Origin of the sequence: Cryptosporangium arvum DSM 44712 (assembly GCF_000585375.1) — a bacterium.
Taxonomy (GTDB): Bacteria; Actinomycetota; Actinomycetes; order Mycobacteriales; family Cryptosporangiaceae; genus Cryptosporangium; species Cryptosporangium arvum.
Window position 1 is genome coordinate 6,175,989 of sequence record NZ_KK073874.1, and the last position, 19,726, is coordinate 6,195,714.

Genomic DNA, 19,726 nt, shown 5'->3' on the forward strand with positions numbered 1-19,726 from the left:
CTCACCCGCGAGCGGACGCCGGGCTCGGCGATGCCCAGCGCCGCCGCGGCGTCGGCGTCGGAGACGCCGGACCGGACGCACGGCACGAGCGCCTCCCGGCCGGGTACACCTAGGCCGGGAGCTCCGGGAGGGACCGGTCGGTGTCGGCGACCTGGGTGAGCTTCGCCGCGAGCGGCGCGAAGAGCTTCGAGGTGAGCACCGAGTCGAACAGTTCGCGGGCGGCCAGGCCGAGGCGGGTCTGCGGGTAGGCGAAGTGCTCGATCCCCGGCGGCAGCTTCTGCACGTCGTCGACGAGCGGGCGCATCCACTCCTCGTAACGGGTCAGCGCCGCGGGGAGGTCGTCGGGTTCCGCTGCGAGGTAGGCGGCGAGGACGTAGCCGCTGGTGAGCGCTAGTGACGCTCCCCCGCCTCCGATCGGGGTGACGCACCAGCCGGCGTCGCCGGCCAGGACGACCCGGCCGCGGTGCCAGGTGCTCATCCGGATCTGGGTGAGGTGGTCGAGGTAGACGTCGTCGGAGGTGTCGAACGCGTCCAGGACCCGCTCGGCCTCCCAGCCGGCGTCGGCGTACCGGACTCGGACCCGCGCGAGGGCGTCGGCCCGGTCGAGCGCGGTCAGGTCCTCGCCGCGCGCGTAGGAGAGGATCGCGCGGGTGGTGCCGTGGTTGTCGGGCCGGAGGTGGATCTGGCGCCCGCCGACCGTGGTGTACCAGCGCCAGCGGTCGTCGTCGGACGGGGTGCGCGGGATCGTGCCGAACACCATCGTGATGCCGAGTTCCCGCCGGTCGACCGCCTCGCCGAAGATCCGGTCGCGGGTGGCCGACCGCACCCCCTCGGCGACGACGAGCAGGTCGGCCCGGAGCGAACGCCCGGACGACAGGGTCAGCGTGACCCCGTCCGGGCCGTCGTCCACGTCCTCGATGGTCTCGCCGTAGCCGAGCGACACCCCCTCGGGCAGCCGGTCGAGGATCGTGCGGGCGAAGTCGCCCCGCAGCACTTCGAGCTCGGCGGTGGCCCCGTCCGGGCCGTCGGACGGCAACTCGGCCCGCACCGCCCCCTCCGCGTCGACCAGGACGGTCCCGGTCTCGGTCGTGTTCTGCGCCTTGACCGCGTCGAACAGACCCATCCGGCCGAGGACGTCACGGGCGACGCCGCGGACGTCGACGTTCTGGCCGCCGTCGCGGAAGGACGGTGCGCGTTCGATCACGGTGACCTCCCAGCCGGTGCGCGCGAGCCAGTAGGCGGCGGAGAGCCCGGCGATGCTGGCTCCGGACACCACGGCACGTCGTGAGCTCATGACCTGCTTCACTTCCTTCTGATCGGGGACCAGCTGGGCTTTACAGTGAAGCTACTTCAGAGTGAAGGGTGGCGCATGGCGAGAGTCGACCCGCTCGCGGTGCGGTGGGCGCCGGAGCACACCGCCGCGATCCAGGGGCTGCGTGACTGGGCGGTCCGGTTCACCGAGCTGAACCAGCACCTGGCGGCCTGGATGAACCTGCCGGGCTCGGACGCGACCGCGCTCAGCCACATCGTCTGGGCCGCCGAGGAGGACCGCCCGCTGTCACCGGCCGACCTGTCCCGCCAGATCGGCATGACCTCGGGCGCCACCACCGTGCTGCTGAACCGGCTGGAGACCGCCGGGCACATCCGTCGCAGCCGGGAGCACGCCGACCGGCGCCGGGTCACGCTCCGGCCCGAGCCGGAGGCCCGCGAGCAGGTCCGCCGGTTCCTCGCGGTGGCCGGGGTGGAGGTCGCCGAGGTGCTGCAGGACACCGGCCTCGACGACCTGCGCCGGATCACCGCGTTCGTCACCCGCCTCGGGGAGGCGAGCGCCGCGGCCAACGAACGCCTACGGCATCGAGAAGCGGGACGGCCCACCTGAGCGGCCGGGGCGCGGTGCCGCGGTGGCGAACCCGGTGAGGTGGGCGTAGGCCACCGCGTGGGTGCGGTCACGCAGCCCGAGCTTGCGCAGGATGCTGGAGACGTGCGTCTTCACGGTCTCCTCGCCGACGTGCAGCTGGCGCGCGATCTCCGGGTTGCTCAGGGCCTGCGAGAGCAGCTGCAGCACCTCGCGTTCCCGCGCGGTCAAGCGGGTGATGTCGTCGGGCGGTGACGGCGGGGCCAGCGTGTCGGCGAAGCGGGCCAGGTGGCGGCGGACGATCGACGGGTCGATGAGCGCGTCACCCCGGGCGGCGATCCGGACCGCGGTGATGAGCTCCTCCGGCGGCAGCGACTTGAGCAGGAACCCGCTGGCCCCCGCGGTGAGCGCGTCGCGTACGTAGTCGTCGGTGTCGTGGGTCGTCAGCACCACGACCTTGGTGCGGTTGCCGGGGGCCGCGAGGATCGTCCGGGCCGCCCCCAGCCCGTCGCGGCGGGGCATGCGCACGTCGAGCACCGCGACGTCGGGGCGTAACCGGAGGGTCTGCTCGACCGCTTCGTCACCGTCGGAGGTCTCCGCGAGGCAGGCGATGTCGTCCTGGGTGTCGAGGATCGCCCGCAGACCGGCGCGGAACACCGCGTGGTCGTCGGCGAGCAACACGGTGATCGGGGTCGTGCTCACGCGGGCTTCTCCAGATCGAACGAGACGTGGGTGCTCCAGGTCCGCCCGTCCGGCCGGGGCCCGGTACGGACCCGCCCGCCGAAGACCTGGGCCCGGTTGGTGATCCCGGCCAGCCCGCGACCGCCGCCGACGTCGCTGCCGTCCGGGTCGTACGGGTTGACGGCCTCCACCTCCACCGTGCCCTCGCCGCGCCGCACCGACAGGTCGACCGGCCCACCGGTGCCGTGACGCAGAGCGTTGGTGAGCATCTCCTGGCTGATGCGGTACAGAGCGATGTCGAGCGGTTCGGGTAGGTCGAGCGGCGGGCCGGTGACGTGCAGCCGGACCTCGATGTCCGCGCTGCGGAAGCCGCGCAGCAGGTCGTCGACGCGGGCCAGACCGGGCCGGTCCTCCACCGGGGTGGCCTGGCCGTGCAGGACGTCGAGCATGTGCCGGAGATCACCGAGCGCGGACCGGCTGGTCTCCTCCACCGAGCGCAGCGACGCGAGCGCCACCGGGTCGGTGCCGGGGCCGGTGAGGCGCAACCGGGCCGCGCCGGCGTGCACGCTTATCGCGCTGACGTGGTGCGTGATGACGTCGTGGAGGTCGCGGGCGATCGCGCTGCGGTCGGCCGCGACGGCTCGCTCGACCGCCGCCCGCTCGTCGCGCTCCTGGTTCTCGGCGCGCTGGCGCAGCTCGTCGAGGTAGCCGCGCCAGGCCGTGGTGTACCGGCCCACCAGCCAGGTGACCAGGCCGAACTTCACCGCGGTGACGGACACGGTCCAGTCCAGCGGGATGCCGCGCGTGGCGTGGGCGAGCACCAGGCCGGCGATCACCACGACGAGCGCCGCACCCGCCTGCCGCCCGTGCAACCACGCTCCGGCCCGGTACGACGCCACCAGCAGGCCGGCCTCGTTGAGGCTGAGCGACTCCGGACCGCCCAGCAGCGCGGCGCCCCCGGCGTCGACGACGACGGCGGCCAGCACGACCGCGAGCGACAAGCGCACCGGGGTCACCAGCGCGAGATCGGCGACCACGATCGCGACCATCACCGCGACCCAGGCCCAGGTAACGGCCGTGTCGGACTGCCCGAGGTAGACCAGCACGTCGATGACCGCGCAGACCGCCGCGATCAGCAGCGACATGTGGGCGAGACGACGGTGGACCTGGGCGGGGGTGCTCAACACGCTTCCTTCGACGACGACGTGCCTTCGCGATCATTGCCGTTCGCCGACGCCACCGCATCCCACACGTGGGGGAGGTGGCGTAGCGGGCGAATTCGTACGGTTCGCAGCATGACGATAAAAAAGACCATCGCGGTCGCCGTCAGCGGGCTGATCCTGCTGTGTCTCGGTGGTCTGGCGTTATGGCCCTCCTCCCAGCTGGAGGTTCCCGAGGGCGCACGCGCCGGTTCCCTGTCGATGAAGGACTGCGAGTACGACACCGAGGACGGGACGGTGCAGGCCGAGTGCGGAACGCTCGTGGTGCCGGAGACCCGCGACGACCCCGACTCCGAGCTGATCGCGCTGCCGGTGGTCCGGATCCGGGCCACCGGTTCCGCACCGCGTGAGCCGATCTTCCGCCTCGCCGGTGGCCCCGGCGGCTCGAACATGACGTTCCCCCAGGCCAGTCGACTCACCGAGAGTCACGACCTGGTGCTGGTGGGGTACCGCGGCGTCGACGGGTCGCGACGGCTGGACTGCCCGGAGGTGGCCGGCACCCTGCAGACCTCGGACGACCTGATCGGCACCGAGACCCAGCTCCGGACCAGGACGGCTTTCCGGGCCTGCGCCGAGCGGCTCACCAAGGACGGCGTCGATCTCACCGCGTACTCGGTCGTCCAGCGGGTCGAGGACATGGAGGCGGCCCGGAAAGCCCTGAGCTACCCGCGGATCGACCTGCTCAGCTCCAGCGCGGGCACCCGGACCGCGATGGTCTACTCGTGGCGGTACCCCGCCTCGCTGTTGCGCTCGGCGATGGTGTCGGTGAACCCGCCGGGCCACATGGTCTGGGACCCGACGATCACCGACTCGCAGTTCGCCCAGTACAGCCGGCTGTGCGCCGCCGACCGCGGCTGTTCCGCGCGCACCGACGATCTCGCGGCCACGATGCGGACGACCGCCGGTGACCTCCCCTCCCGGTGGGGGCCGCTGCGCATCAAGGACGGCAACGTGCGCGTCGCCGGGATGTACGGCATGCACCACAACGGGCCGGGCGCCGCGCCACAGACCGCCCCCAACATCATCGACGCGTTCCTGAGCAGCGCGGACGGTGACCCGAGCGGCCTCTGGGCCATGTCGGCCCTCGGCGATGTCCTGCTGCCGGAAGGCATCGTGTGGGGCGAGTTCGCCTCGTTCGCCATGCTCGACGCACCCACGGCCAAGGCCTACTACGCCGCCGGCGGTGACCCGGGCTCGATCCTCGGCAACGGCGGCGCGGAGTTCCTCTGGGGCGGCCCCGAGGGGGTCGCCACCGTCTGGCCGGACAGCCCGGACAACGCCGAGTACCGCACGCCGCGCCCCAGCGCGACCGAGACGCTGCTGGTCAGCGGCACCGTCGACTTTTCCACCCCGGCCCAGCTGGCCGCCGAGGAGCTGCTGCCGACGCTCTCGAAGGGCAAGCAGGTGATCCTGCCCGAACTCGGCCACACCGGGGACTTCTACGAGCACCGCCCCGAGGCCGGCAAGCACCTGCTCACGACGTTCTACGACACCGGCGTCGTCGACGACTCGAAGTTCGACACCCGTCCGGTCGACTTCACGCCCGCGGCGGTGAGCATGCCGACCATCGCGAAGCTCCTGGCCGGCGGCACGGTGGGCGGGCTGCTGATCGGGCTGGCCGTGCTCGGCGCCCTGGCGCTGCGTGTCCGCCGCCGCGGTGGCATCGGACGCCGGACCGGGATCTGGCTGCGTGTCCTGGCACCGATTCCCCTCGGCATCGGCGGCCTGTGCGCGGCGGCGCTGCTGGTCTGGAGCGTCGCGCCGCAGACGCCGCTGTTCAGCGGCCGGGTGATCGTGCCGTCACTGGCCCTGAGCATCGGTCTCGGCGTCGCGCTGGCGTGGATCCACCCGGAGCGGCCGGCGCGGGCGCGCCGGACCGGCACCGGGGCCGCGATCGGCGGTGCCGCGGCGGGGGCCCTTCTCGGCCTGCTCGCGCTCACCGGCATCGGCTCGACGCTCACCGCGGTGGTCGGTGCCGCGGCCGGGGCGAATCTGGCTCTGCAGCTGTTCGAGGGATTCCGGAAGCCCGAGCGCACGGACCCGGCCCCGGAGACCGCCACCCCCGAAACCGCCCCCGAGACCGCGGCCGCCGAACCCGCGTGACCATCAGGCACCGGCGGAGACCAGGTCGCGCAGGAGTACGGCGGCGACCTGGGCTCCGTCGGTGCGGATCCGGGCGCGGACGGCCGCCGCCCGCGCACGGACCCCGGCGGTGAGCGCCGACGCGACCGCGGCCCGCAGGGATCCGGTCGTCGCAGCCGGACCGTCGACGGCGGCCCCGAGGCCCAGCGCGGCCACCCGTCCGGCCCAGTAGGGGTTGTCGCCCACCGGCATCGGGACCGCCACCTGCGGCGTGCCTGCCCGCGCGGCGGTCCGCACCGTCCCGGCCCCGCCGTGGTGCACCACCGCCGCCACCCGGGCGAACAGCCGCTCGTGGTTGACCTCGCCGACGACGAAACAGCCGGCCGGGTCCAGGTCCGCCCAGCCCCGGCAGACCAGGACGCGCCTCCCCTCGGCCCGGACCGCCTCGACGGCCCGGTCGGCGAGGCCCGGCGCCGGGCCGGCGCTGCCGAAGCCCACGTACACCGGCGGGTCACCGGCATCCAGGAAGGCCGTGACCGCGGGCGGGAGCGGGCGGTCGTCCGGCCGCGTCCACGCTCCGGTCTGCACCACGTCGAGGCCGGGGGCCGCGCGCCAGGGCCCGAGCGCGGGGTCGGCCGCCAGCCAGGGCCGATCGGTCTGGACGTGGTCGCGTACGTCGCTCACCGGCGCGAGGCCCAGCGCCGCCCGCCGCGTGTTCAACGCCGCCCGGAACTGCGCGTTCACCTGGTCGGCGTCGCGGGCCCAGCGCGTCCGGTGGTCGGCCGGCTCCGGCTCCGGCCAGCCCGGACGGGGTGGCGGCGCGTGGTGCGGCGAGGGCAGGTTGACCGCGGCCCAGGTCGCGTACACGTACGGGATCCCCGCGGCCTCGGCCACCGAGCGGGCGCCGACCTGGGCCAGGCCGACCGCCAGCAGCGCGTCGCACCCCGCGGCCGCCGCGGGCAGGCCGGCGAACTGGGCGTCGAGCAGCTCGGCCCGGTACCGGGCCAGCGTCGCCGCCGAGGGCGGGACGCCGCTCGTCAGCACCCGGATCGGGGGCCCGAGCGGCACGGACGGCAGCCCGAGGCCGGCCAGCCGGTCGGTGAACTCCTCGTCCGGCGGGACGCACAGCCGCACGTCCACGCCGAGCGTCCGCAGCCGGAGGGCGAGGGCCACCAGCGGGTCGACGTCACCGCGTGTCCCGTACGTGGCCAAGAGAACCCGCATCCGGCGACCTCTTCCGTGTCGGCGTCCCTGTCCCAGGATGCCCTTCGAAGTACCTCCTTTGTGGAATTTTTCCTCTCTTGTGGATCGCAGAGCCCACCGATGGTGCTAACTTCCACAATCGACAGAGAATTCGCCCGACCTCGGCTGCGACGGCACGACGCGGTACCGGCTCGCAACGCGGTAGCAGTGCGCGTCTCCCCGCTCGGAAAGGTCGCCCCGATGCCGGTGTCCGCTCCCCTGTCGTCCGGTCAGCAACGCCTCTGGACCCTCTCCCAGCTCGACGGCGCCGGACCGGCCTACAACGAGACGATGGCGTTCACCCTGCGCGGCCCGCTCGACGTCGGGGCGCTGCGCCGGGCGTTCGGCGCGCTCGCCGACCGCCACGAGACCCTGCGTACCCGGTTCGCGGTCGAGGACGGCCACCCGGTGCAGATCGTCGAGGCCCCGGGGCACGGATTCCCGCTCGTCGTCACCGACACGACCGGGCAGCCGGCCGAACGGGAGCGGATCCGGCGGGAGGAGCCGCTGGAGCCGTTCGATCCCACCCGCGCCCCGCTGGCCCGGGCCCGCCTGCTCGTCGACGGCGAGCGCCACCTCCTGCTGATCACCGTCCACCACATCGTGTTCGACGGCTGGTCCCGCTCGTTGCTGCTGCGTGAGCTCGGCGCGCTCTACGCCGCCCAGGTGCGCGGCGACGGGCCGGCGCTGCCGGTGACCCGCCCCTACCGGGACTACGCCGGGGCCCAGCGGGCCTGGCTCGCGGGCACCGGGCCCGCACCGCACGAGGCGTACTGGCGGGACCGGCTCGAGGGCGTCGCCGGCGTGCTCGACCTGCCCGCCGACCGGCCCCGCCCGGCCCGGCGCGACCACTCCGGCGGCCGGGTGCCGGTGACGCTGGGGGCGACGCTCACCGAGGCGCTGCGCGCGGTGGCCCGCGAGCACGGCGCCACGCTCTACTCCACGATCCTGGCCGGGTGGTTCCTGCTGCTGTCCCGGCTGTCCGGGCAGACCGACGTCGCGGTCGGCGTGCCGACGACGAGCCAGGGCGGCCGCGACGAGTTCCCCGACACGATCGGCTTCTTCGTCAACACGCTGGCCGTGCGCGCCGACGTGGCCGGGTCCCAGACCGGCGCCGTCCTGCTCAAGCAGGTCCGCGCGGCGCTGCGTGGCGCGCTCGACCACGCCGGCCTGCCGTTCGAGCGGGTCGTCGAACTGGTGAACCCGCCCAGGAGCCCGGCCTACAACCCGCTGTTCCAGACCATGTTCGCCTGGGTGCCCACCCTCCACGACCTGCTCGAACTTCCGGACGTCCTGGTCGAGCCGCACGACGTCGAGTTCGCGCCGGCGAAGTTCGACCTGTCGCTGAACCTCGCCGACGAGCCCGGTGGTGTCTCCGGGCACCTCGACTACTCGGTCGCGCTCTTCGACCGGGCCACCGCGGAGCGCTACGGCACCTACCTCGTCCGCCTGCTCGAACAGCTGAGCGCACGCCCCGACGACGACGTCGCCGGCTACGACCTGCTCGACGACGCCGAGCGCCGCGAGATCCTCACCGGCTGGAGCACTGGCCCGCGCGCGAACCCGCGCCCCGGCGGGCTCGTCGACCGCTTCACCGCCTGCGCCGACGCCACCCCGCACGCCCCGGCGCTCGTCTGCGACGGCCGGACCCTCTCCTACGACGAGCTGGACCGCCGCTCCACCCGGCTGGCCAACGCGCTGCGGGCGCGCGGAGCCGGGCCCGGCGAGGTCGTCGCGCTGCACTGCGGGCGGACGGTGGAGCTGGTCGTCGGCGTGCTGGGGGTGGTGAAGGCCGGAGCGGCCTGGCTCCCGCTCGACCCGGCCCAGCCGCCGGGGCGGCGGGCGGCGATGCTCGAGGACGCGCGTCCGCTGCTGGTGCTGAGCGACGCCCCGGGCTCGATCGCGGCGCTGGCGGACGAGGGCGACGAGACCCGCGTCCCGGTGGCGACCGGGCCCGGGGAGACGGCGTACGTGATCTACACGTCCGGGTCGACCGGGCGGCCGAAGGGGGTGGCGGTCACCCACGGCAGCGTCCTCGCGCTGTTCGACCAGTGGCTCGACCGCTTCGGCGCGACGCCGGGCGAGGCGACCTCGGCCTGGTCGAGCATCGGTTTCGACGCGTCGGTGCACGAACTGCTGCTCCCGCTGACGACCGGGGCCGTCCTGCACGTGGTGCCGGAGGCGATCCGGGCCGACCCGGCCGCGTTCCTGGCCTGGCTGGCCGAACACCGCGTCGTGCAGGCGTTCCTGCCGCCGGCGTACGTGCGGTGGATCGACGAGGACCCCGGCCGGGTGGCCGGCCTCGCGCTCCGGCAGGTCCTCACCGGCGTCGAGCCGCTCGCGGAGGCCGCGCTGGCCCGGTTCGCCGCGGCCCTGCCCGGTCTGCGGATCTGCTTCGGCTACGGCCCGACCGAGGCCACGCTCTACGCCAGCGCGTACGTCGACCCGCGGCCGCACGACCGTCCGGCACCGATCGGGCGCCCGCTGCCCGGCTCCCGGATGTACCTGCTCGACGAACGGCAGCGCCCGGTGCCGCCGGGCGTGGCGGGTGAGGTCTTCCTGGCCGGCGACTGCCTGGCCCGCGGCTACCTGCACCGGCCGGACCTGACCGCCGAGCGGTTCGTCCCCGATCCGTTCGTGCCGGGCGAGCGCATGTACCGCACCGGCGACCTCGCCCGGTGGCGGTCCGGGGGCGACGCGGAGTACGTCGGCCGCCGCGACGACCAGATCAAGCTGCGCGGGTTCCGGATCGAGCCCGGCGAGGTGACCGCCGCGCTGCTGGCCGTCCCCGGGGTCCGGGAGGCGGCCGTGCTGGTGGACCGCGAGGGTGAGCCCCGGCTCGTCGCCGGGGTGGCCGGAGGCGGCGGGCGGACCCCGCACGAGTGGCGCGCGGCGCTCGCCGACCGGCTGCCCGACCACATGATCCCGTCGGTGTTCGCCGAGTTCGACCGGCTGCCGCTCAACCGCAGCGGCAAGCTCGACCGCGACGCGGTGCTGACGCACGCGCGGGCGAACGCGTCCGCGGTCGTCAACACCGCGGCCCCGCGCGACCACGTCGAGCTCACGCTGCTGCGGATCTGGCAGAGCGTGCTGCTGCACCCCGCGATCGGCGTCTCCGACGACTTCTTCGACGTCGGGGGCACGTCGATCTCGGCGATCAAGCTGGCCCACGGCATCGGCACGGCGTTCGGCCGGGAGCTGCCGATCCGGGACGTCATCGTGCACCCGACGATCGAGGCGCAGGCCGCGCTGGTGCGTGCGGACAGCCCTCCGGCCGCCGGCAGCCTGATCGAGTTCCGGCGGGGCGCCGGGCACGCCCGCGTGGTCTGCGTCCACCCGGCCGGTGGCACCGCGTTCTGCTACCTGCCGCTCAGCGCCGCGCTGCCCGCGGACGCCGGCGTCGTCGGGATCCAGTCCCCCGGGCTCAACCCGGACGAGGAGCCGCTGCCGAGCGTCGAGGCGATGGCCGAGGAGTACCTGCGTCTGGTCGGGCCGCGGCCGGACGAGACGCTGGTCCTCTGCGGCCTGTCCTACGGCGGCCTGGTCGCGTACGAGATGGGCCGGCGGCTGGCCGCGACCCACCCGCGGGTCACCGTCGTCCTGCTCGACACCGTCGGCACCGAGGACCGGGGCGCGATCGAGCCGGTGTCCGCGGCCGAGTTCCGCGCGAAGCTGGTGCGGTTCAACGGTATGTACCCGGGCATCGACGACGCGCAGATCGAGCGCTACCACCGCACGTACAACCACAACCGGCTGACCGCGCGCGACCACGATCCGGGCGAGTCGACGGCGCGGGTGATCTTCGTGCAGGCCGTCGGCGAGGACACCGTCGCCGGCACCGACGAGTTCTGGCGTCGCCGGGCCCGTGGCGAATTTGTCGTGGTTCCGGCCGAGTGCGGGCACTGGGACATGCTCGAGAGCGACGCGCTGCCCCGCGTCGCCGAGATCGTCACGGCCGAGTGCGGTGTCCGATGAGCTCGATCGCGCGTCGCGTCCACGACCGGGCCCGGCGGCACCCCGACGCGCTCGCGGTGTCCGACAACGACCGCCGGCTCACCTACGCCCAGCTCGACGCCGGCGCCGCGTCGGTGGCGGCTTCCCTCTCCCGCCGGGGTGTCCGGCCGGGCGACGCGGTCGCCGTCGGGCTGGGCCGCTCGGCCGAGCTGGTGCAGGTCATGCTGGGGGTGCTGCGGCTGGGCGGCCAGGTCGTGCCGCTGGACCGGCAGAGCCCACCCGCCCGCCGCGACGTCATCCTCGAGGACGCGCGCGCGGCCGCGGTCGTCCACGACGGGCTACCGGACCTGCCGCCGCTGACCCCGGCCGAGCTCCTGGCCGGGCCGGCCGCCGCCGGGCCACCGGCCGAACCCGCGGCGTCGTCGTTCCTCTTCTACACCTCCGGCACGACCGGGCGGCCCAAGGGCGTCGAGGTCGGCGACGCGGGCGTTCTCCGGCTCGCCGAACCCGGCTGGCTCGTTCCCGGCCGCCGCTTCGCGTGCCTGGCCAACCCCGCGTTCGACGCGATCAGCTTCGAGGTCTGGACGCCGCTGCTGACCGGCGGCACCTGCGTCGTCCTCGACGACGACACCGTCGGTGACCCCCGGGCGTTCGCCGACGCGCTGGTGCGCGAGCGCGTCGACACGATGTTCGTCACCGCGACGCTGTTCAACGCGGTCGCGGAGGCCGTCCCCGACAGCTTCGCCACGGTGGGGCGGGTCCTCATCGGCGGGGAGCAGCTCAACGCCGCGGCGGTACGCCGGTGGTACCGGGCCAACCCCGACGCGCCGACCCGGCTGCAGAACGGGTACGGGCCCACCGAGACGACGACGTTCGCCCTGAGCTACCCGATCCCCCGCAACTTCGACGACGACGTGGTGCCGATCGGGCGTCCGCTGCCCGGCACCGGTGCGGTCGCGGTGACGCCCGACGACCGGGTGGCCGCCGAGGGTGAGGTCGGCGAGCTGTACCTGTCCGGCTCCGGGCTCGCCGCCGGCTACCGCGGCCGGCCCGCCGAGACCGCGCAGCGATTCGTCCGGCTGCCCTGGCTCGACCAGGGCCGGACGCGGCACTACCGCACCGGGGACCTGGTCCGCGTGCTGCCCGACGGCCGGTTCGCCTACGTCGGCCGGACCGACCGGCAGGTGAAGGTGCGCGGCTTCCGGATCGAACCCGGTGAGCTGGAGCAGCGGCTGCTCGTCCACCCGCGGATCCGGCGGGCCCACGTGGCCGTGCGTCCCGGCGCCGCCGCCGAGCTGCACGCGTTCCTGGTGGCCCCCGGCCTGACCGCCGACGAGTTCGAGGCGCACCTGGACGCGTCCGTGCCGGCCTTCATGCGGCCGCACCACGTGTTCCGGGTCGACGACCTGCCCCGCAACGCCAACGGGAAGGTGGACGAGGCCGCGTTGCTGGCCGCCGGGGTGCCGGCGTGGCGACCGGCGTCGGACGGGGCCGCGCCGACGGACGCCGAACGCGAGGTCTTCGCGGTCGTCGAAGAGATCCTCGGTGTGGACGACGTCCGGCCGGGCGACACCTGGCTGCGGTCCGGCGGCGACTCGCTCAAGGCACTGCGCCTGCGGTTCGCGCTCCGCGAGCGCTGGGGGGCCGAGCTGCCGCCGTCGGCGGTGCAGCGCGGCACGTTCGCCGACCTGGCCCGCGCGGTCGCCGAGGGTTCCGCGACCCTCTACCCGGTACCCGCCGCGCCGACGACCGGGACGACGGCGCCGGCCACCAGCGAGCAGCAGCGGCTGTGGCTGCTCCAGCAGCGGAGCCCGGCCTCCACCGCCTACGCCGTGCCGCTCGCGTTCCGCGTCACCGGCGAGCTCGACGTCGAAGCGCTGCGCCGCGGCGTCCGCGGGCTGGTCGAACGCCACCCGGCGCTGCGCACGGCGTTCGTGGCGACTCCGGACGGGCTCCGGCAGGTGGTGCGGGCGCCCTACGACCCGTGGACCGAACCGGACGACCGTTTCTTCACCGCGCCGTTCGACCTGGCCTCGCCCCGGATGCTGCGCGCGGCCCGGCGCCGGGAGGCCGACGGGTCGAGCACGCTCCTGCTCTGCCTGCACCACATCGCGGTCGACGGCTGGTCGCTGACCGTCCTCCTGCGTGAGCTGTCCGGAGCGCCCACGCGCCCGGACACCCACACGCCGCTCGACTTCGCCGACTGGCAGTCCCGGTGGTTCGCCTCCCCCGGCTACCGGGCCCTGCGTGACGCCCACGCACGGCTGGACGTACCCGCCGACGACCCGGTGGTGACCGGCGGCGGCTCGCTCGCCGGACGTCTGCTGACCACCCGGATCTCGCGGGAGCGGGTCGACGGGTGGGCACGCGCGCTCGGCCTGACCCACTTCCAGCTCCTGCTCGGCGTGTTCGCGTCGAGCCTCTGGGCGGTGACCGGCCGGACCCGGCCCCGGATCGCCGCGCCCGTGGTCAACCGGCCGGTGCGGGCGTTCGAGGACGCCGTCGGCATGTTCGCCAACACCGTGCGGCTGCCGCTGTCGGTGGAGCCGGACGAGGACCTCGACCACCAGCTGCGTCGGATCGGCGAGGCCGCCGGGGTGGCGCTCGACCACCAGGACGTCGCGTTCGCCGACCTCGATCCGCAGCGGGCGGCGTTCGACTACCTGTTCGTGCTGGAGAACACCGACTTCGGCGCGCTGCGCCTGCCGGGCTGCGCGGTCACCCCGCAGTGGGTCGAGCCGGCCGAGGCCAAGTGTCCGCTCACGCTGTCGGTCGTCGAGGAACCCGACGGCTACCGCTGCCTCTGGGAGTACGGCGACGGCCACTTCACCACGGCCGAGATCGAGGCGCTCGGCGACCTCTTCGCCCGCAGCGTCGACGGCGCCGGACGGACCCCGGCGGAGCTGGCCGGCCCGTACCGCCGGAGCCTGCCCGACCACGGGCGCGGTCCGGTGGCCGAGCTGGGCCCGGCCACCGTGGCGGAGGGTTTCGCGGATCAGGTCGCACGGACGCCGGACGCCCCGGCGCTGACCGGCGACACCACGCTGACCTACGCCGAGCTCGACGCGCACGCGGCCCGGCTCGCCGCGGTGCTCCCCGACGACGCCACCGACATCGCGCTGTACTTCCGCCCGTCGGCCGAGCACGTCGTCGCGCTGCTCGCGCTCGCGCGCCTCAACGTCACCGCGGTCCCGCTCGACCCCGGCTACCCACCCGCGTTGCTGCGTGACGTGCTCGGCCAGGTCCGCCCCCGGTGCGTGCTGCTCGCGCCCGGGGACGCGGACGCGTTCGACACGATCGACACCGGCGTCGAGCGGCGGTTCGTCACGCTCACCGACTCGCCGGTGCCCGACGTTCCGCTCCGGCACGCCGGGCGACCGCTCTACACGCTGTTCACCTCCGGCTCGACCGGGACGCCCAAGGGGGTGCGTGTCCCGGAGCGCACGCTGGCGAACCTGATCCAGTGGCAGGACGCCCCGCCCGCGGTGACCCAGCAGTTCTCGATGCTGTCGTTCGACGTGTCGTTCCAGGAGATCATCACGACGCTGCGCGGCGGACACCTGCACCTGGTCCGGCCGGAGTGGAGGCACGACGTCCCGGCGCTTCTCGACCAGCTCGAGACCGCCGGGATCGAACGGATCTTCCTGCCCTACGTCGCGCTGCAGCTGCTGGCCGAGCACGGCGTCCGGCTCGGCCGCTTCCCGTCCCGGCTGCGTGACGTCGTCACCGCCGGTGAGCAGCTGGTCTGCACGCCGGCGATCCGGCGCTGGTTCGCCGGGCTACCCGGGGCGCGGCTGCACAACCACTACGGCCCGACCGAGACCCACGTCGTGAGCACGCTGACCCTCGACGGCGACCCGGCCCGGTGGCCCGAACGCCCGGCGATCGGCCGTCCGGTCGCGAACACCCTGCTGCGCGTCGCCGACGCCGCCGGAGCGCCGCTGCCGCCGGGGCAGGTGGGTGAGCTGCTCGTCGGTGGCCTGCCGGCCAACCGGTGCTACCTCGGCGAACCGGTGGACGAGAAGTTCGTGGAGCGGCCCGAGCTGTACTACCGCACCGGCGACCTCGCGCACTTCGACCGCGACGGGCTGCTGCACTTCGACGGGCGGGCCGATCGGCAGGTCAAGCTCAGCGGGTACCGCCTGGAGCTGGGGCAGGTCGAGGCCGCGCTGCTGCGCCATCCCGACGTCGTCAACGCGGTCGTCGGGGCCGAGGACGACCGGCTGGTCGCGGTCGTCGAGTGCCGGCGCACACCGGACGCGGCCGCGCTGACCGGGCACCTCGCGTCGCTGCTGCCGCCGCACGCGCGGGTCGACCGCTTCCGGGTCGTCGACGCCCTGCCGCGCACCCCGAGCGGGAAGCTCGACCGGGACGCGGCGTTCCGTACGCCCGGGCGGGATCTGCACCGCGGGGCCGGAGACGGGGCCTCGCGGCCGGCGGGTGAGCTGGCGGCGCTGTTCGAGGAGGTGACCGGTGTGGCGATCGGTCCCGACGAGACGTTCTTCGCCGCCGGCGCCACCAGCCTGTCGCTGATCCGCTTCCACCTGCGCTGCGCCGAGGCGGGGTACCGGTTCACCGCGGCCGACCTGTTCGAGCACGTCACGCTCCGGGACCTGACCCGGCACCTGTCCGGTGGCGAGACGGCACCGGCGTCCGACACCGCGTCCGAGGACGTCGTCGCGGCTGAGGGCGTCGTCGCGGCTGAGGGCGTCGTCCCGGCCGACGAGCCGGTGGCGGTCGTCGGCATGGCGGTGCGGTTGCCGGGCGCGCCCGACCTGGCGGCGTTCTGGGAGCTGGTCCGGGAGGGCCGCCGGGGCATCGAGGACTTCCCGGCCGCCGACGGACTCGTCGGCGCGCGCAGCCTGCTGGAGCGACCGCTCGCGTTCGACCCGGAGCACTTCGGCATCAGCCACCGCGACGCGGCCCTGATGGACCCCCAGCAACGCCAGCTGCTGATGGCGAGCGTGGAGGCGCTCGCGCACGCCGGTGTCGCGCGGGACGGCCGGGTGGGGATCGTCGCGGGCGGCGGCGAGGACACGTACTTCCAGCAGATGCTGCGCGAGGGCGACCCCGCCGCGCTGCCGGACGCGTTCCAGCTCGCGCTGCACCACGAGAAGGACTTCCTCGCCACGAAGGTCGCGTACCACCTCGACCTGACCGGCCCGGCGCTGACGACCCAGACGGCCTGCTCGAGCTCGCTCGTCGCCGTCCACCAGGCCGCCGCGATGCTGCGTGCCGGCGAGGCCGACGTGATGCTGGCCGGCGGGGTCCTCGTCGACGTCACGCTGGCCGCGGGGTACCGGTACCGGCCCGGGCACATCTTCTCCCCCGACGGGCACTGCCGCCCGTTCAGCGACGACGCCGACGGCACGGTGGGCGCGAGCGGCGTCGGCGTGGTGGTGTTGAAGCCGCTGCGCGCGGCCCGGCGCGACGGCGACACGGTGTACGCGGTGCTCACCGGCTCGGCGCTGACGAATGACGGCGCGGTGAAACAGGGCTTCAGCGCGCCCTCCCCCGCCGGGCAGCGGGCGGCGATCGGCGCGGCGCTGCGGCGGGCCGGGCGCACCGGCGCCGACGTCGGGTACGTCGAGACGCACGGCACCGGGACGCGCCTCGGCGACCCGATCGAGGTCGCGGCGCTGCGCGAGGCGATGCCCGACGCCGCCGACTGCGTGCTCTCCTCGGTGAAGAGCCAGCTCGGTCACCTGGGTGCGGCGGCCGGCGTGGTGGGGCTGATCCGCGCGACGCTCGCCGTCCACCACGGGGTGCTGCCGCCGACGGTCGACTTCCGGGCGCCGAACCCGGTGCTCGACCTCGGGCCGTTCCGGGTGGCGACGCGGGCCGAGCGGTGGTCGGCCGAACACCGGGTGGCGGGGGTGAGCAGCTTCGGTATCGGCGGCACGAACGTCCACGCGGTGGTGGAGTCGGTCCGCCCGGAACCCGCCGGCTCCGGCGGTCCCGTGCCGTGCCTGGTGCTCTCCGCGAGCAGCCCGGAGGCGCTGCGCACCGACGCCGGGAGGATCGCGGAGTACCTCACCCGGTCTCCGGAGTCCTATCCCGACGTTCTGCGGCACCTGCAGTCGGGGCGTCCGGCCGGCCGCTGGCGTGCGGCCGCGACGTGCGCGGACGTCACCGCGGCGATCGCCTGGCTGCGCGACGCCGAGCCGCGCGAGGCCCCCGCGGCGGGGGCGGAGCCGCGCGGGACCTCCGCGGCGGGGGCCTCGCGCGGGACCTCCGCGGCGGGGGCGGAGCCGCGGCCGGTCGAGCCGGCCGCCGCCTGGCTGGCCGGGGACACAGTGGACTGGGGGCGGACCTCGGGCCCGGCGCCGTGGGACTTCCCGCCGCCCGCGTTCGCCGTGCGCGACTACGACTTCCCGCGCGCGGGAGCGGTGGCCAGGCGTCCGGAGAGCGAGTGGCTGCACCAGCCCACCTGGGTCCGCCTGCGCCGGGCGACGACCGCCGGGCGTACCGGCCGCACCCTCGTGCTCTGCGGCGAGGGCCCGCTGACCGCGCCGTCGCTCGACGCCGCCTACCCGCGGGTGGTGCGGGTCCGCCCGGCCACCGGCTTCGCCCGGACCGGCCCCGACACCTTCGACGCCGACCCGGCCGACCCGGCGTCGCTGCGCCGGGTGCTCGACGCCGTGCTCGACGCGGTGCCCGGCACCGGGATCGACTGGCTGCACACCCTGCCGCTCGGCATCACCGGCCCGGTCGACGAGCGCTCGCTGGCCCGGGCGGCCCGGGCCTGCCTGGACACGCCGGCCGCGCTGCTGCTGGCCGCGGCCGGCCGGCCGGTCACGACTTGGTGGATCTCGGCCGGCGCCGCGCCCGCGACGACCGCCGTCACCCGCCCCGAGGCCGGTCTGCTGGCCGGGGCGAGCGCCACCGGCCCGCAGGAGAGCGGGCTGCGCGGCCACTGGGTCGACCTGCCCGGCCCGGAGCTGGACGTCCTCGCCGACCTGCTCACCGGCCCGGTGCCGCCGCCGCGCGTCGCCCTGCGCGACGGGTTCTGGTGGACGCCGGGCAGCGCGCCGGTCGGCGCCGGGGAGCCGGTCGCGGTCGAGGGTGTGCACCTCGTCCTCGGCGGCACCGGCGGGATCGGCACCGCGGTCGCGGAGACGCTGCTGGCCGCGGGCGCCGACCGGGTCGTGCTGCTCGCCCGCGACCCGCACCGGCCCCGGGCGCTCGAGCGCTGGGCGGACCGCGTCGACCTGCTCGCCGCCGACCTCACCACGGTCACGGCCGAGGAGGTGGAGTCGCGCGTCGGCGCGCCCCTGGCCGGGATCGTGCACGCGGCCGGGACCCCCGACGGGGCGCTGATCGCGACCCGCGGCAGCGGCGCACAGTCGGCCAAGCTCGCCGGAGCGCTGCTGGTGGAGCGGCTCGCCGAACGGCACCGGCCCGCGTTCGTCGTCTACTGCTCGTCGCTGTCGGCCCAGTTCGGCGGCGTCGGCCAGCTGGACTACGCCGCGGCCGCCGGCTTCCTCGACGCGCTCGCCCACCGCCCCGGTCCGACGGCCAGGCTCGCGATCGGGTGGGACGTCTGGCGGGAGACCGGGATGGCGGTGACGGCGCTGGAGACCGACGCCCGCCACCAGGCCCACCTGGCCGTCGGCCTGAGCGACGAGGAGGGGCGGCGGACCTTCGTCCGCGCGCTGGGGTCCGGGCTGCCCCAGGTACTGGTCGCGACGACCGGGCTCGAACGTGCCCGGGAGTTCCACGAACGCGACACCGCTCCGGGCCCGGTCGAGCCGGTACGCACCACCGGGACCGAGCTGATCGACGAGGTGCGTGCGTTGCTGGGCGTCGCCGAGCTCGAGCCGGACGTGCCGCTCTACGACCTGGGCGCCGACTCGCTGCTGCTGCTGGAGCTGGTCGAGGCGGTGAAGCGTCTGTTCGGCGTCGACCTCGACCCCGCCTCGCTCGGCCCCGACGTCACGATGGAGTCGTTGCTGGCGCAGCTGGAGACCGACGTCGACACCGACGAGGTCGTGGTGCAGATGTGGCGGGACGGGACGGGCCGGGAGGCGGTCTGTCTCGTCCACCCGATCGGCGGTGACGTCCACGCGTACCGGGCGCTCGTCGCCGCGCTCGACCCCGCGCTCGGTGTCTGCGTGATCGCCGACCCCGCGCTGAACCGGCCGGAGCCCCCGGGCTGGCCGGTGGCCGAACGGGCCCGCCGGTACTACGCGGCGCTGCGGGCGCGGTTCCCGGAACGCACCTGGCAGCTGGCCGGGTGGTCGTTCGGGGCCTGGGTGGTGGCCGGGATGGCCGCCGACGCCGAGGCGACCGGCCAGCCGGTGCGCGCGGTGCACCTCCTCGATCCGCCGCCGCCCGGGGCGGGCGCCGCCGACTACAGCGACGCGCAGCTCGAGGCGTTGTTCGCCCGGGAGCTGGGCGCGTCCGGTGGCGTCGCCGGCGAGTACGCCGGGCGGCTCGCGCGGGCGTGCCGGGCCAACCTCGACAGCATGACCGGGCACGTGCTGCCGCGTCTGACCTCGACGCCGAGCCACGTCTGGCTGGCCGTCGAACCCGAACCCGGCCTGCCGGTCGCCGACCGCGACGGCTGGCGGGACCGGCTGGGAGAGCCGAGTTCCTGGCACGAACTGCCCACGACCCATTACGGCATCGTGCGCGCGCCCCACGTCACCACCGTGGCCCGAGCGTTCGACCCCACCCCGGAAGGATGAGC

Annotated in this window: 8 protein-coding genes; 4 read left to right on the top strand and 4 right to left on the bottom strand. The window is 75.1% G+C overall.

Annotated features, from left to right (window positions below):
- Positions 1-109: 109 nt before the first annotated feature.
- Positions 110-1,294 carry an FAD-dependent monooxygenase gene (locus CRYAR_RS28290; RefSeq protein ID WP_035867298.1) on the bottom strand — a complete coding sequence of 395 codons (1,185 nt, stop codon included), beginning with the start codon at positions 1,292-1,294 and terminating at the stop codon, positions 110-112.
- Between the two features lie 75 nt (positions 1,295-1,369).
- Here CRYAR_RS28290 and CRYAR_RS28295 point away from each other — a divergent pair, with 75 nt between their 5' ends.
- A complete protein-coding gene (locus tag CRYAR_RS28295) occupies positions 1,370-1,879 on the top strand; it encodes a MarR family winged helix-turn-helix transcriptional regulator (protein ID WP_051571051.1) in 510 nt (169 codons plus the stop codon).
- Here CRYAR_RS28295 and CRYAR_RS28300 read toward each other — a convergent pair.
- Positions 1,847-2,557 (bottom strand): response regulator, encoded by a 711-nt coding sequence (locus CRYAR_RS28300; RefSeq protein WP_245620518.1) that lies wholly within the window; start codon positions 2,555-2,557, stop codon positions 1,847-1,849. The genes CRYAR_RS28295 and CRYAR_RS28300 overlap by 33 nt on opposite strands.
- Positions 2,554-3,720: a sensor histidine kinase gene (locus tag CRYAR_RS28305; protein WP_157018133.1), complete on the bottom strand. Its 1,167-nt coding sequence runs from the start codon at positions 3,718-3,720 to the stop codon at positions 2,554-2,556. Before CRYAR_RS28305 ends, CRYAR_RS28300 begins: the two co-directional genes overlap by 4 nt.
- 111 nt (positions 3,721-3,831) lie before the next feature.
- Between CRYAR_RS28305 and CRYAR_RS28310 the strand changes: the two genes are divergently transcribed.
- A complete protein-coding gene (locus CRYAR_RS28310; RefSeq protein WP_035856414.1) occupies positions 3,832-5,859 on the top strand; it encodes an alpha/beta hydrolase in 2,028 nt (675 codons plus the stop codon).
- 3 nt (positions 5,860-5,862) lie between these two features.
- Here the strand turns inward: CRYAR_RS28310 and CRYAR_RS28315 are convergent, their stop codons facing one another.
- Positions 5,863-7,062, bottom strand: coding sequence for a glycosyltransferase (locus CRYAR_RS28315; protein WP_035856415.1), 1,200 nt, complete (start codon positions 7,060-7,062; stop codon positions 5,863-5,865).
- Between the two features lie 219 nt (positions 7,063-7,281).
- On the opposite strand from CRYAR_RS28315, the gene CRYAR_RS28320 reads away from it, so the two are divergent.
- Together CRYAR_RS28320 and CRYAR_RS28325 are read left to right on the top strand one after the other, a co-directional pair.
- Positions 7,282-11,055 carry a non-ribosomal peptide synthetase gene (locus CRYAR_RS28320; RefSeq protein WP_211247680.1) on the top strand — a complete coding sequence of 1,258 codons (3,774 nt, stop codon included), beginning with the start codon at positions 7,282-7,284 and terminating at the stop codon, positions 11,053-11,055.
- Positions 11,052-19,724: a non-ribosomal peptide synthetase gene (locus CRYAR_RS28325; RefSeq protein ID WP_035856416.1), complete on the top strand. Its 8,673-nt coding sequence runs from the start codon at positions 11,052-11,054 to the stop codon at positions 19,722-19,724. The genes CRYAR_RS28320 and CRYAR_RS28325 overlap by 4 nt, the downstream gene beginning before the upstream one ends.
- Positions 19,725-19,726: the final 2 nt, after the last annotated feature.